This is a genomic window from bacterium (assembly GCA_037131655.1).
Classification (GTDB): Bacteria; Armatimonadota; Fimbriimonadia; order Fimbriimonadales; family JBAXQP01; genus JBAXQP01.
The window spans coordinates 1-13,561 of sequence record JBAXQP010000042.1; the positions used below are offsets into that span (position 1 = coordinate 1).

12 protein-coding genes and 1 tRNA gene are annotated in these 13,561 nt (G+C 48.5%); 6 read left to right on the top strand and 7 right to left on the bottom strand.

The genetic code is table 11. From position 1 onward, the window contains the following. The first annotated feature begins 214 nt into the window (after nucleotides 1-214). Both WCO51_03455 and WCO51_03460 read left to right on the top strand, forming a co-directional pair. Complete coding sequence (locus WCO51_03455) at nucleotides 215-532, top strand: hypothetical protein (protein MEI6512313.1); 318 nt, start codon at nucleotides 215-217, stop codon at nucleotides 530-532. Between the two features lie 14 nt (nucleotides 533-546). Then, nucleotides 547-1,149, top strand: a complete 603-nt coding sequence (locus tag WCO51_03460; GenBank protein MEI6512314.1) for a hypothetical protein — start codon at nucleotides 547-549, stop codon at nucleotides 1,147-1,149. Between the two features lie 102 nt (nucleotides 1,150-1,251). Here the strand turns inward: WCO51_03460 and WCO51_03465 are convergent, their stop codons facing one another. The 4 genes from WCO51_03465 to WCO51_03480 all read right to left on the bottom strand — a co-directional run bounded on the left by WCO51_03465 (nucleotide 1,252) and on the right by WCO51_03480 (nucleotide 5,249). After that, nucleotides 1,252-2,529 carry a flagellar hook protein FlgE gene (locus WCO51_03465; GenBank protein ID MEI6512315.1) on the bottom strand — a complete coding sequence of 426 codons (1,278 nt, stop codon included), beginning with the start codon at nucleotides 2,527-2,529 and terminating at the stop codon, nucleotides 1,252-1,254. A gap of 97 nt (nucleotides 2,530-2,626) precedes the next feature. Further along, entirely contained in the window at nucleotides 2,627-3,001 is a 375-nt protein-coding gene (locus WCO51_03470; GenBank protein ID MEI6512316.1) for a TIGR02530 family flagellar biosynthesis protein, read from the bottom strand. A gap of 12 nt (nucleotides 3,002-3,013) precedes the next feature. Beyond that, nucleotides 3,014-3,412: a flagellar hook capping FlgD N-terminal domain-containing protein gene (locus tag WCO51_03475; GenBank protein ID MEI6512317.1), complete on the bottom strand. Its 399-nt coding sequence runs from the start codon at nucleotides 3,410-3,412 to the stop codon at nucleotides 3,014-3,016. A 13-nt stretch (nucleotides 3,413-3,425) separates the two neighbouring features. Continuing rightward, nucleotides 3,426-5,249: a flagellar hook-length control protein FliK gene (locus WCO51_03480; protein ID MEI6512318.1), complete on the bottom strand. Its 1,824-nt coding sequence runs from the start codon at nucleotides 5,247-5,249 to the stop codon at nucleotides 3,426-3,428. 144 nt (nucleotides 5,250-5,393) lie between these two features. On the opposite strand from WCO51_03480, the gene WCO51_03485 reads away from it, so the two are divergent. The 3 genes from WCO51_03485 (at nucleotide 5,394) to WCO51_03495 (ending at nucleotide 7,945) form a co-directional block, all read left to right on the top strand. Continuing rightward, nucleotides 5,394-5,470: transfer RNA gene (locus WCO51_03485), tRNA-Met, on the top strand. A gap of 324 nt (nucleotides 5,471-5,794) precedes the next feature. Further along, nucleotides 5,795-6,721 (top strand): carbohydrate kinase family protein, encoded by a 927-nt coding sequence (locus WCO51_03490; GenBank protein ID MEI6512319.1) that lies wholly within the window; start codon nucleotides 5,795-5,797, stop codon nucleotides 6,719-6,721. A 222-nt stretch (nucleotides 6,722-6,943) separates the two neighbouring features. Continuing rightward, entirely contained in the window at nucleotides 6,944-7,945 is a 1,002-nt protein-coding gene (locus tag WCO51_03495) for a uroporphyrinogen decarboxylase family protein (GenBank protein MEI6512320.1), read from the top strand. A gap of 58 nt (nucleotides 7,946-8,003) precedes the next feature. Here the strand turns inward: WCO51_03495 and WCO51_03500 are convergent, their stop codons facing one another. Then, a complete protein-coding gene (locus WCO51_03500; protein MEI6512321.1) occupies nucleotides 8,004-9,089 on the bottom strand; it encodes a glycosyltransferase family 2 protein in 1,086 nt (361 codons plus the stop codon). Nucleotides 9,090-9,421: 332 nt separating this feature from the next. Next, entirely contained in the window at nucleotides 9,422-10,180 is a 759-nt protein-coding gene (locus tag WCO51_03505; GenBank protein ID MEI6512322.1) for a carbohydrate-binding family 9-like protein, read from the bottom strand. An 89-nt stretch (nucleotides 10,181-10,269) separates the two neighbouring features. On the opposite strand from WCO51_03505, the gene uvrC reads away from it, so the two are divergent. Next, nucleotides 10,270-12,099, top strand: a complete 1,830-nt coding sequence (uvrC, locus tag WCO51_03510) for an excinuclease ABC subunit UvrC (protein MEI6512323.1) — start codon at nucleotides 10,270-10,272, stop codon at nucleotides 12,097-12,099. A 5-nt stretch (nucleotides 12,100-12,104) separates the two neighbouring features. On the opposite strand, the gene WCO51_03515 is transcribed toward uvrC, so the two are convergent. After that, nucleotides 12,105-13,561: DUF6785 family protein (locus WCO51_03515; GenBank protein MEI6512324.1), on the bottom strand; the 1,457-nt coding region annotated here is incomplete at its 5' end.

The following is a 13,561-nucleotide window of genomic DNA, read 5'->3' on the forward strand; positions in this document are numbered from 1 at the left end:
CTTAAATGTAATAATGAGAAGTTGGTGATGCACTAAACCTAGCCATCATAAATATATTACAACAGAAAATGAAAAAACGGACAGGATAAGCATAGCGAAATTTTATTTTTGTAAAAACTAGTATTAATACTTGCTCGGCACATCAACCTAAAACTAATTACTTGACTTTGATTGAGTGCTAGAGATACACTCGCTATGAAGGAGCGTGGTCAAGGTGCGTCGATCTGTTTCAGTCGGACTTATAACACTGTTGCTAATTCTGGTCGCTGGTCTGACCTATTTAAATAATAGGAGCAAGCCGGATTTTCCGCCTACCGAAGAAGAAATGACTCGTATGCAAAAAAAAGCTCCACCTTCAAAAGAGGAGTTGAAATCAGTGCTCAAGCCTGAGCTAAAGCCTGAAAAAGCAAAAGAGCAAACGAGCAAACAGGCACAGGAACTAGCTAAAATGAAAGCTAAAGAAGAAGCTAGGAAGAAAAAGAAGATAACTGACGATAATATGGAAACCGGTTGGTGGAGAAAGCAAAAGTAAGCCTGGGAGGTTGAATGTCTGATATAGTTTCTGTTTGGCAGGAATCGTTGAATGTGATCAAAGATCGAGTTACCGGACGTACTATCTGGGAAACGTTAGATGCCATCATACCTATAACCTCTGAAGAAGAAGTTGCGGTTTTGGGCCTCCCCCATGAAAAGTCGAGCCAAGCCGGCCACCTCAATTCCCCTACTACCCGTAATATCATCGAGCAGGTGCTGTCCGGGCGCATGGAAAAACGACTTACGGTTCGGGTGATAGAAGGTACTACTCTTAAAGATTGGGAACATGTCAAAGAAAGAGAAGCAACAGCGCGGCAACTAGAACAACAATCCTATGTTCGTCATCAAACTGAACTCTCCTCCACGGCCATATGGGATGACCTTCATGATCAATGCCAGCGTAAATTCCACGACTTTACTAATCGAAGCCTAGCAAGTGTTCGCGGACAATACCTTATAGAATGTATCAACTTGATTGTCGAGACCCTTCAGAGAGTCGGCGAACCTGATGAGCTCGCTTCTCGTAACTATTCGCGTGTTATGGAAAGAGTCGCCCAAAACACCGACATTCCTTCCGCACTAGTAGCCTATTTCGTACTTGAGAGAATAAGATAAGAAGCGATAAGCTTTCAGCTTCTCTGCTTTTCGCCCCCATAAATCAACCGCCCCGACAATATACTTGTCGGGGCGGTTTTGTGTTAGGTTAGTTTGTTGCTATTAGCGTTTCATGTTGATCAGTTCCTGCATCATGTCATCAACAGTAGTAACAACGCGGGTATTGGCTTGGAAGCCGCGTTGGGTGATAATCATGTTGGTGAACTGGTCTCCGATATCGACGTTAGATTGTTCGAGGTATCCGACGCTGACGGAAGCTCGGCCGTTATCCGTTGGCGCGCCGATTGCTGGTAGACCGGAGTTGTCGGACTGGCGCAGGAAATTATTGCCAGTTCTTTCCAAACCACTCGGGTTGGCAAAAACAGACACTGCAATTCGAGCAAGTGGGCGTGAAAAGCCGTTCGTAAACGTACCGCTAATGATGCCATCCTGACCGACGGTGAACGATGCTAAAGTGCCTGGTTGATACCCATTGGCTTGCCCCGCCTGAACATTTGCAGCCGCTTCAACCTGCTGGATTTGAGTGAAATCGATACTAATAGGGAGCGAACCAGCTCCATTGGTAGGTGTAATTATTACATCTTGAGCTGGCGCAGGGTTGGGTAATACCGCTTGGCCTTCATCATCAAAGTAAAGAGGTGAATTACCTGCTGTGGCGCTGGTGCCAATGGAAACACCGTTTTCTGTTGCGCTCCAATCCCAACTGGAAGATGCCGTTCCGGTGAGGAACGAACCTACTGTATGGTTGGAAAATGTCATTTCGATTTCATGTAATCCGCCTAGACTATCATAGACGGTTGTCCTGACCATTCGGGAATCGGCAGGTATAGCTCTCGCATCTAAGTTTCCTACGAATGGAGCTGAAGTTGTTGCCTGAACGGATGTCAAAACCCCCATCGGGATTTGGATGCCTGATAGGGATGTAACTTGACCGGTCGTATCGATGTCGCCGCTAGCATCAGCGGACCAACCAAGAAGCTTCTGACCCGTACTTCTGTGAACAAGTGTTCCATTTGCGTCCAGCGCGAACGTGCCATCACGTGTGTATGAGATTACATTGCCATCTGTGACCATAAAATAACCCGGTCCCTGAAGGGCAAAGTCCGTCGAACGGTTTGTAGACTGCAGACTTCCCTGATCCTGAATTGTATCAGCTGATGCTACTTGACAACCTAAACCAATTTGCAGAGGGTTTACACCACCTACATTATCGTTGGGACGAGAAGCGCCGGTAACCGTTTGAGCAAGCAGTTCCTGAAAACCCATTCTCGATGCTTTGAATGCGGTTGTGTTGACGTTGGCGATGTTATTACCAATTACGTTCAGTTGAGCTTGGTGTGCCTTGATACTGGCCACACCCGCGAGCATTGCTTGTAACATGAATGACCTCCTGTTTATCTGAGCGTTCAACTTCATTCATGAAGTCGAACATGAAGCCTCCTCGGAAGAGGTCCGGCTTCTTAGTTTTGGTTTTGAATTACACTATTACTGCGCTGTCAATGTTTGTAAACACATTGTCCTTAAGGCTTGCCTTATCAACAGCTGTAATAACTGTCCGGTTGCGAACGCTGACCACTAGCGCAACATCATCCATCAACACTAATGATTCACGTGCCCCTTTGTCGGCGGCCTTCTGAACGCCATCTTCGACACGTTTCCATTGGTTTTGATTGAGCGAGATATCTCTAGACTGCATACGCGTTTGAGCATGCGCCGACACTTTCAGCGCAAGCTGCTGCTGCTGCAAAGCCTCAGCGAATGATCCGCCTTGCTGCAGTGGTCTGCTTTGAGTTGGTATAGTCGCAGGCCCTATCGAACCTGGACGTATGTTGTTAATGCGATTATCTGGCATAGGACTTGCTTTCTACTTTGATATCCCTTCGGATACTGATGTTATCGCTGTAATGTCAATCGACTGAGCGCCTACCATAACACTGATATTGTCACCACTCAGCTTTAGGCTGGTCACTATCCCTGAAACAGATATTCCATTGGTGTCAGTTCCATCGACTTGTTTACCGATGAGTGAAGCTGCTTGGAGCTTTTGCATACTCGTTTGCATCTGTGTGATGCTTTGGATTTGCGTTAGCTGAACAAGTTGCTGTGCCATATCCTTATTATCCATCGGGGATAGTGGATCTTGAGTAGCGAGCTGCGTAACCAGCAGCTTGATAAACCCAGTTTGATCCAACGAAGCCCTGTTTGGATTATTTTCCGGCACTTTATACGGGCTGGTAATACTACTTGTTGCTGATACTGCCATTTATATAACCTCCTTAAACACGTGTATCTAACAGCCCTGTATGCCAGGAGTTAAACGCCGGCATAGAAGCTGTATCGATTGAGATGGTGGCAGATGGGTTGAACGATCGGCGGACAGGAGCCCAATTGGGTGTTTGACCTTGTTGTCCTTGTTGAGCGCTCACATTCACCTGGCCGAGAGATAGTCCCCGCGAGGCCAACGAGTCGCGAAGTTGGTCGAGCGATGAAAGAAGCGCTTGGCGCGTCCCTTCATGTTGAGTGACCACATTCGCATCCACAACTTTGCCCACGGTATGAACAGTTACTTCTACGCTTCCTAGTTGCGGTGGGTCAAGTCGAAGACTAATCGTGCGTTCCTGCCCATTCGCATGAGCCTGAGCGATATAGCGTCCAACCTGCTGTGCCAGAGCAATTCTGTCCACTTCATTAATTTGTCCAAGAGAACTTGCAGCTTCAGCCGCTTTGACGGCATGTTGCTGATAAACCTGTTGGAATTGAGCGGGCGTAGCAAACTTCTGGTCGTTGGGACTTTGCCCACTTTGTTGAGAAGTCCGGTTCGAGTTAGTTGTCTCGACCGGAATATCAGTTGTAGCTGCTTCAGTTGTGATACTTACTGATGCATCTTTAGTTATCGCCGAGACCTGGGGCGCCACGACAGGAACAGCTTCTGCTGCAGGTTGTGTCACATCAACAGCCGTCTTTGAGGGAGTTACGTTGTTGGGTGTATTACCTCTGGGTTCAATTGCTTTACCAAGCACTGCTTCTCTTGCCGATAAGTTATCTGCAATCAAAGGCCGGTTCTCAACTTGAGCTGTCGTTATCTCAGTTATTACAGTATCGGATGAAGCCGTTTGCTTTGGTTCAACTTTCCCTGTTACCGCTTGACGAGTATCCTGAACCTGCTGTACAGGCGCAGTGGATTTCTCTGTGGCGACAAGAGGATCAGCAACAACGTTTTGGGCTACTTTAGTTGTTTCAGCCACTATTTCAGAATTTCCTATATCCGTATTTACTTCAGATATCGGAACATCATCAACAGTAACCAAAGGTTGCGCTTGTGGGATAAGAGATGGTGTAACCGTTTCAACTTTTGGTGTTACAGTTCCAACTTCTTGAGGTTGCGTTTCAGCTACCCCTTTTAGTTCGAATGGTGTCACAGAATTGCCTGCAACCGATTCAACAAAGAGCGCTTCGGCGACTTCATTAGTTAACATCGGTGGTGCAATAACTGGAGCCTCATTTGGCTGTTGTGTTGAAGCCTGCATTGAGGTTGCTGCTATAGGCTGTTGGGATTGAGTTGTTAAGGCTGCTGTTTGCGTTTCAATCATTACGGCTGAAGGCATAACAGATGCCTGTTCTACCGATGGTAGAACGAATAGTTGAGACACAGGCACATCAATTGGCATAACCGAAGCCGTAGCAATCGTGCCAATGGTATTTGTCGATGAGGCAGCCGTTTGCTTCGCGACAGCCTGTGTTAGAGCGCTAAGGGTTTCCTCAACACTCTTAGTTGTTGAATTAGCCGGAGTCGGCGCAACATCTGGGATGATCGGTATAAACTCAGGCGCAATAAAGCACGCGGCAAGTACCGCTATGCTTGTTTCTTGCGCTGAGGATTCGTCGTCCTTAGATGTGGACGGAAGACCTAGTGGCGGGGCATCCGGTTCCTTCGGGTACTGCTCATTTAACACCGTTTCGCCTTGCCCAACCGTCTTCTGCGTTTCCTCGAGGCTTTGTCCAAGCAACTTATCGAATGATTCTGGCTCTTTTGACACTGGCGGAGGGCTTTGGTCAATGTTGACCGGCTGCGCCGCCAGCGTAAACAAAACGCCTTGCAAGATAATTCCCCCTTTAGGGCGCTAGTTGCTCCAAAGTGAATTGTCGGTGATTTTGCGGGGCGCCTTTATGCCTGTCAAGGGGTTTTAGAGAGAATTATTCCTTGACAAATTACTGTCAGTCAGGTATATTGACCTAGCTTACAACGCGGGGTGGAGCAGTCTGGTAGCTCGTCGGGCTCATAACCCGAAGGTCGTTGGTTCAAATCCAACCCCCGCACCCATTTTTCTCTTCTTGTTTGTTTTTCACACCCAAAGCTTTTATTACTATCTCTTTTCCTTTCAGATGCGACGACTTTTCAACCTGTCATCTCATCTACAAATATCTGCTCAGTAAGGCGGGGGTTGGTAAAGGAATAGGAACCACCCTCGATCACTACGTGAGCAGGTCAGATCCTGTGAGTTTTCTGCAAACCAAACACATGACATGTGTACAATAATGAGTATAGAAATTGAGTGGAATTAATAGAGTATTGGCCTTGCAGGAATGCGTTGTGGTTGTTCAGAATGTGGATGGAGATTTATGCGAAAATTCGGAGGGATGATAGATGCCTGATTTAGCTTGTATTGGGTCGTTGGTGGCGGATTTGGTGGGGAAGCCGATTGATGAGTATCCACCACGTGGGCGGTTATCGATTGTGCCTCGAATGGAGCTGCATACCGGCGGTTGTGCGCTTAATAGCGCGGTGGCAGCGAAGAAAATCGGGTTGGATGCTGCCGTTATCGGTAAAGTGGGGGCAGATGGGCTTGGCGAGTATGTTATGAACGTGCTGAGCCGCCAGGGCATCAACGTTACCAACGTGAGCCAGGACCCCAGCGTCAATACTTCCGCTACTATGGTAGTCGTGCATGGAGATGGCGAGCGCTCGTTCATGCACTACATTGGCGCGAACGCGGCATTTACTATCGATGATATGGATTGGGACCTGGTCAAAAACACCAAGATTTTGCATATGGCAAGCGCATTGGTGATGCCGGGTATCGATGGCGAGCCGAGCGCGCAGATTTTGAAGAAGGCAAAAGAACTGGGATGCACCACTGCAATGGATACAACTTATAACCCCGAAAGCGGTTGGATGAAGATGCTTGCGCCGTCATTTCCCTATGTTGATTATTTCCTGCCAAGTATCGAGGAAGCGCGGATGATCACCGGTTGCAACTCGGAACAGGATATGGCGTCGTTCCTTTTGGATAAGGGCGTCAAAGTAGTAGCTCTGAAGATGGGCGAAAACGGCAGCTACGTGCGTTCAAAAGATGTCGATGCCTATATCCCAATCTACAAAGTCGATGCGGTTGATGGAACGGGTGCAGGCGATGCTTATGTGGCCGGTTTCCTATCGGCGATTGTCAAGGGTTGGGATTTAGAACGCGCAGGACGCTTCGCCAGCATGGTAGGCGCCTGCAGTGTCTCCGCCATGGGCGCCACAACCGGTATCCTAAGCATGGAAGATACGCTAATGCGATTTGAAGCCTAAAGGCAGGTCCAACACCCATTTCCCCATTTCCAAGGGGGTCTTCGGAGCACTTCGATACGGCCTAAAGGTCTGCTTAGGGAAGCGGATTTTAGGGATAGATGTGTCATTCTGAGCGATGTGAAGAATCTGTCTGGAAGGTATTGGAGGAGGTTGCTTCGGTACAATCATCCTCGCAATGACACAGAAGAGATATCAAAATGTCAAAGTATGAGAGGTAAATAAATGGCGAAAGAAACAGTCCGTTCTCGGTTCCAAAAAGTTTTGAAGGGTGAGATGCCCGATGATCGGTTGCCGCTAATTGAGTGGACGAATTGGTGGAACCTTACGACTGATGTGTGGGAAAAGCAGGGACTGCCGGCAGGTATGAGCGCTCACGAGATCAAAGAATACTTCGGGCTTGATATGGATTATCAGATTTGGTTTGGTCATGGCAACCCCCCTGAAGGTCTACGGCCTGAAGGGCGTCCCTTAATCGAGAACGAAGATGACTATGAGAGAGTTCGCCCATACCTCTATCCCGATCCGGTTGGGATTAATTATGATCATTGGAATGGAATCGCGCAAAGGCAGGCGGCGGGCGAAGTGGTCATGTGGATGACTATAGAAGGTTTCTTCTGGTGGCCTCGTGTGTTATTCGGGATAGAACCGCACTTCTATGCTTTCTATGACTATCCCGAACTAATGCATCGAATCAATCAGGATGAAGTCGACTATTGCGTTCGCTGCATAAAAGAATTTCTCACCGTCTGCACACCCGAATTTGCAACTTTCGCTGAGGACATGTCCTATAACCACGGTGTCATGTGTTCGAAAGCCCTTTTCGATGAGTTCATTGCACCCTATTACCGCCAGGTGGTTCCGCTTTTAAAGGAGAATGGGATTAGTGTAATCGTCGATAGTGATGGTGATGTCGAGCCGTTAATCCCTTGGATGGAAGAGGTTGGTGTTGAGGGCATATTGCCGTTAGAGCGCATGGCCGGTGTTGATGTCAATCGCATCCGCTCCGAGCGCCCGAATTGGAAGATGTTAGGTGCCTATGACAAAACTATCATGCACAAAGGCGTGGATGCCCTGCGCGCTGAGTTCGAGCGTCTAATGCCCGTTATGAAGAGCGGCTATTTCATCCCTTCTGTCGACCATCAGACCCCGCCTGCAGTCTCGGTTGAAGACTATCGACTCTATATGAAACTTTATCGGGAGTATGCCGAAAAGGCGTGCAAGTAAGACACGGAAAAAACACAATCGGGCGACCCACAGGGTCGCCCGATTTTAGTAAAATTCCCTACGCCGATCTAACGATAATCTTTTCGGGAAGGGGTTCCAGTATTGGCGCTTCTACGTGTTGCCAGACATTTTCGACCCAGTGTTTTCTAGTGGCAAACCCCCATATCAGACCAAAACCGCGCCCAAAGTGGAGGATTGGGAATACGATTGGGCAGAAGAAGGCGGCTACATCCCGGTCACGTTTGAAAAGCTGAAGGCTCGCTAACAACGAGACTGATAAATAAAACGCCGCGCACCCAAAGAATGCCCACATCGCCGGTTTAAATACAATAGCTGCAACTCCTAACACAGTCGCAATTGCTGCGACCAATCCTGGGAATATGTGACGAAGCCCTGCGTTTTCTTTGCTAATTGCTCGGCAATAGGCGTTCCATTTGCCATATTGGAAGCTCTGTCTCCATAACGTCCTGAGACCCGCTCGGCAGTAGTATTTGCACACAATCGCCGGATTCATGTAGATCCCGCCGCCGCTTTTGCGGCTGCGCAGGTTCAATTCGTAGTCTTGATGGCAGGTGAGCTTCTCGTTGAAAAGTCCGACCTTTTCGAAAATCGTTCTTCGGAATGCGCCGAACGGGACGGTGTCTTTATAACCTTTGCGCATACTGACGCGATAGGACGAGTTGCCTACCCCGAAGATATGGGTTTGGGCTAAAGCAATCGCTCGCGCAATAAAACCTTTTGATGCCGGACGGACAACCCATACTCCGCCAACATTGGCTGCACCGGTATCCTGGAGGGTCTCAATTGACTTGCGGATGTAGTCACGGCAGTATTCGGCATGCGCATCCACTCGGACAATATATTCACCCTCTGCCGCGCGAATGCCTATATTCATGCTATAAGGCACCGTTCGGTTGGGGTTGTTGAGCAGTTTAATTCGGGGGTCTACGGCTAACATCTCGAAAACAGCATCACGAGTACGATCTGTGCTGGCGCCATCAACAATTATGAACTCAATCCGATCTGGCGGATAATCGTTCATTAATAGCGATTGCATGCACTGACGAATATATTTCTCTTCATTGCGTACTGGTATTATCACCGATACGAATGGAAATTCTTCACTGCGGTCTTCGTACATCATTCCATAGACCTCCATCTAAAAGCAGTATTCAATCATAAATAGACTAGGGTTAAAATGATTATAGGTGAAATTACGAGGTGGCAATAGAGCAAAAAACCTATTATTTAGCTTCAATATTTATAAGCTTGAGGTCTTTGTTAAGTTTCAGGAACGAGGAACATGTAGGCGCCGTCGACGTTGATAATTTGTCCGGTTGAATAGAAAAGGTCGCCTCTTACCATAGCTGCGTAAGCTTTACCGACATCTTCAGGTTGACCTCATCGACGTTGGAGAAAACCGCCTCCCCCCGCCTGGAGTCAGTGAGGGTTCTGAAAATATGCACTCCAACTTGCTTATCGTTTGAACTCGACGTATCCCCACTTTTCTGGGAGGTGCATGTTTATTGCGCCTTGGGGGGACCAGACCCAGAAGTTGGATTGGGAATCTTTGGGTTTTTGGTATTTGCCGTCAACAATCTCGAAAGGCCATTCGGTGCGCACCAAGTTCATACGCCAGGTATCGCCGGGTTTGGGAGGAGTAATTCTGCCCGCTTTTTCTGCCATCATTTTCCAGGGGATAGCAAGTTCAACGGACCAGCTTTTATCGGTATCGCATGGCTCGTTTATAGTCCCATCCACTTGAACGGCTACTTTGATGTTGGGGTTATTGAGGTTTATTCCTTTACCGCCTTCTTTGTAAGGGTGAGTTAACATCAGGTCCCAGATCGTTCCTAACGCATTTACCTCAAACTCGAAGTAGTCTTTGCGGTCGCTATCAGGGTCGATGAAAACCTCAAAGTTATTCTCCAAAAAGAGCGGGCTGCTGCGAGCCGTATAATTTCCCCAAACGTGAGGCTCCTGAAGCTCTGCCCCTACGTAAAGATACTCATCATCCCAAAGCAATTTGACCCGAGTACGCAGGTACGGCTTTGGCTTATGAGAACCCTCGATGTCCACAAAATCATTAATCCATCGGGCTTTTCGCCAGGAAGCATCGCCCAGCTTGCCATCGATTACGATCGGACATGCCGTATAAAGGCACACCGCATGTTTTGGGGCGTCATTCGAAACCGTACTCAATATCGTGCTCAATAAAGCAGTAGTAAATATCATTAGACTTTCTATACCCGATTTGATACTCTGCTGGTATATAAAGCAATAATCAAACTCAATTAGATACAATACATTTAAGTTACAACTGTATGGAACCTATTACACTATCGGAAAAACTCGATAGCGTTCCGAATAGACCGGGGTGCTATCTTTATAAAAACGAAGCTGGGGACATCCTTTATGTCGGTAAAGCGGTGTCGCTGCGCAATCGTGTCCGTTCGTACTTCCAAAAGAGCGCTAAGCATTCCGCAAAAACCCGCAAACTTGTAAATGATATTCGCGACCTCGAGATAATGGTTACCGATAGTGAACTTGAAGCGCTTATTCTCGAATGCACGCTGATTAAGCGCCATCGCCCCAAGTACAACGTCCGTCTGCGGGATGACAAGAGCTACCCCTATCTGGCGCTTACCACGTCGGAGGCATATCCACGTCTGCTTTACACACGCCGAGTAAATCTTAGCGACGGCAACCGCTATTTCGGTCCGTATACTAACTCACAAGCCGTTCGCCAAGCTTCGGATTTGCTGCATAAGATTTTCCCTTTAACCCCTTGCGGCAAGGTATGGAACGGCAAGGAAGAACGGCGACCTTGTCTTTACTATCACATGGGTCAGTGCATGGGGGCTTGCGCCGGATTGGCTGATCATTCGAAGTATCAAAAGATAGTAAAGGATGTGACCCTCTTTCTTGAAGGCAAACACGAGCGTTTGCTGAAAGAACTGCGGCGTAATATGGAGACTTCGGCTGAGAAAATGGAATTCGAGCGGGCTGCAAAGCTGCGGGACCAAGTGGCGGCTATTGAAGAGGTTATGCAGCGGCAGAAAGTTATCTCTAATGAAGACACCAATCAGGATGTTATTGCGGTCGTGAAGGATGAGCGTGGGGCAGCAGTTCAGATGTTCTACGTGCGCGGAGGCAAACTTATCGGCCAGCGAGTGTTTATCCTCGATGGCGGTACTGAAGAGAGCGCATCGGAGGCTGTGCAGGAGTTCGTTAAGCGATATTATAACGAAGCTCCCGAAATCCCGCGCGAGATATTGCTTCCAGTGATTATTGAAGACATGAATATCATCGAGACCTGGCTACGGCAAAAGCGTGGGCATTCAGTACAAATCACCGTCCCGCGTCGTGGGGCTAAGTTTGATATGGTGGAAATGGCTGCCAGTAACGCCGAGATTGCCCTGCAGCAGATGCGACAGCAAATTGAAGCCAGAGAAGAATGGGCTGAAGCGGCGATGAGCAGCCTTCAAGAAGTACTCAGCCTTGAAAACCTGCCGATGCGTATCGAGGGGTTTGATATTTCCAATACTCAAGGCAAGATACCCGTCGGAAGCATGGTGGTTGCCGAAGAAGGTCAGCCTGCCCGAAGTGAGTATCGCAGGTTCAAAATTAAGTGGCACGCTGAGACGCCTGATGACTTTGCGATGATGAAGGAAGTTATTACCCGCCGTCTACGCGCAGCAGTTGAAGGTGATACCAAGTTCTCCAAACTGCCGGATTTGATGCTAATTGACGGAGGCAAAGGTCAATTAAGCGCCGCTTTGGCAGCGATGAAGGATGTGGGAATCGATATTCCTGTGCTGGGTTTGGCCAAGCAAATGGAGCTAATTTTCATGTCTGGCCGCGACGCTCCGATTGCACTGCCAAGAGACTCATCGGCTTTGCACCTGCTTCAACGCTTGCGTGATGAGGCTCACCGTTTCGCCCTTCAATATCACCGCAAATTAAGAGATGCCAACACTTTCGGCGGCAATCCGTTGGATAATGTGCCCGGTATTGGTCCTCGCCGAAAGCGAACTCTCCTTCGCACTTTCGGCTCAGTCGCAAAAATAAGAGAGGCCACGATAGAAGAACTCGCTGCCGTCCCAGGAATGGCCACCAGATTAGCCGAGCAAGTTAAAGAATTGTTAGGCTAAAGGCGTTAGATGAAGAGCTTATAGGTCGGTATCCCCATAAGGGGGCCGATTATTGCCCAAAGGGAACCGATGGTATAGTCGCCCAGAATTAAACCTAGGGCGAATGAGGCGCCTAGTTGGTAGCCTCGGGTGCCGCCGTAGCGGGTTAGCATCAGCTTGATAAGCCAACTGATAAAGAAGGGGAACCAGAAGTAATCGACCGCGCTGCTGACGGCTAGTGTGTAACCCGCCGGATGGAAAGGCCACCATACAAATGAGCGCCGCATCACGCTCAAGACAACGACTATAATGCCTGAGCCAATCATATTAAACCATCGTGATGGATTAGGCTGAGTGGATGACGACAGCCAGGTATTTAAGCGTCCGAATGATTCCTCACCAACCCATGATTTGAACCCAGTGGCCTTGGCGGCTGCGCCGTAGGCATAGGTGATGTGCAAGTTCATCCAAAAGACCACGAAAATCGCAACTATCCCGACGATTATTAGTAGCGCCGCCATCTTGCTGGGGTTTATTCCTCTTGATGCGCCCAATTGAAGCGCTTCGAGTTGATTGGGCATGGGATGTGCGCGATAAGCTCTGTTGAACCAATACATCGACTGCATTATCGTCATATCCCGTGGCTGAATGAGTCCGCTTGAGCCGAATAGTTCGAACAAGAAGCGTTGGGGATTAATGAAATAAATCTCATGAGAAGCGCCCACCTCGGCTCGAATGCGCGTCAGGGCAAGGGCGATGATGAAATAGACGCTAAAGAAGGCCACTGCCCAGTACATGGTCAGCCCCATTCGCCAGAAGTAGGCGAAAATCACAATTAAGCTAATACCGATGCCGATAAAAGCCCAACGATAATTCTGCCCATCCTTATCAGCCTGACCGCCATGAAAAGCTGCTTTCCAGGCATACTTGACTTGCCTGGGTACGCTCCATAGGATGAGTATGCCAAAGGTAAGCATCGCCCCCATTCCATGCTGGCTGAACCATGTATAAGGCCAACCTTCTCCACCGGCTGAATCGAGCCCAATCGCAGTGCAGAGAACCAACAGGAGGCATCGCGCAATATAGAAGAACCAGCATGAAAAGGACAAGTCGAGAGGCATAAAGAACGCCAGGCCGATGGCGAAAGGATAAGCTGTCATCGTCAAGTTCGAAATGGCGCTCCAGGGTCGGTTAGACAGCCCTTCAGTAAGGTGATACTGCTTGATAAACGGCGCGATCATCGGCACTTCGGGGACTAATAGATGAAGTCCATTCAGACCGGTGATAAGCGCTGCAACCGTGAACCCCGCCCACATTGCCTTGCTGCGCCAGAATGAACCGCTCTCATCCGTCATCGCTAATGGAAGCTGAATAATAGGAAACACCAACCGCTCATGCTCCGCCCAGGGCTTGCGCAGCAAGAGGTCGACGCACACAAAAATAACCAACAGCGCAATAATAAATCCCGCCCATGCCAGAAGAG

Coding starts and splice junctions, on each gene's coding strand:
- WCO51_03495 (MEI6512320.1), top strand. CDS start 6,944: ATGGCGAAAGAAACAGTCCGTTCTCGGTTCCAAAAAGTTTTGAAGGGT.
- WCO51_03490 (MEI6512319.1), top strand. CDS start 5,795: ATGCCTGATTTAGCTTGTATTGGGTCGTTGGTGGCGGATTTGGTGGGG.
- WCO51_03500 (MEI6512321.1), bottom strand. CDS start 9,089: ATGATGTACGAAGACCGCAGTGAAGAATTTCCATTCGTATCGGTGATA.
- WCO51_03460 (MEI6512314.1), top strand. CDS start 547: ATGTCTGATATAGTTTCTGTTTGGCAGGAATCGTTGAATGTGATCAAA.
- WCO51_03475 (MEI6512317.1), bottom strand. CDS start 3,412: ATGGCAGTATCAGCAACAAGTAGTATTACCAGCCCGTATAAAGTGCCG.
- WCO51_03505 (MEI6512322.1), bottom strand. CDS start 10,180: ATGATATTTACTACTGCTTTATTGAGCACGATATTGAGTACGGTTTCG.
- WCO51_03470 (MEI6512316.1), bottom strand. CDS start 3,001: ATGCCAGATAATCGCATTAACAACATACGTCCAGGTTCGATAGGGCCT.
- WCO51_03465 (MEI6512315.1), bottom strand. CDS start 2,529: ATGTTACAAGCAATGCTCGCGGGTGTGGCCAGTATCAAGGCACACCAA.
- uvrC (MEI6512323.1), top strand. CDS start 10,270: ATGGAACCTATTACACTATCGGAAAAACTCGATAGCGTTCCGAATAGA.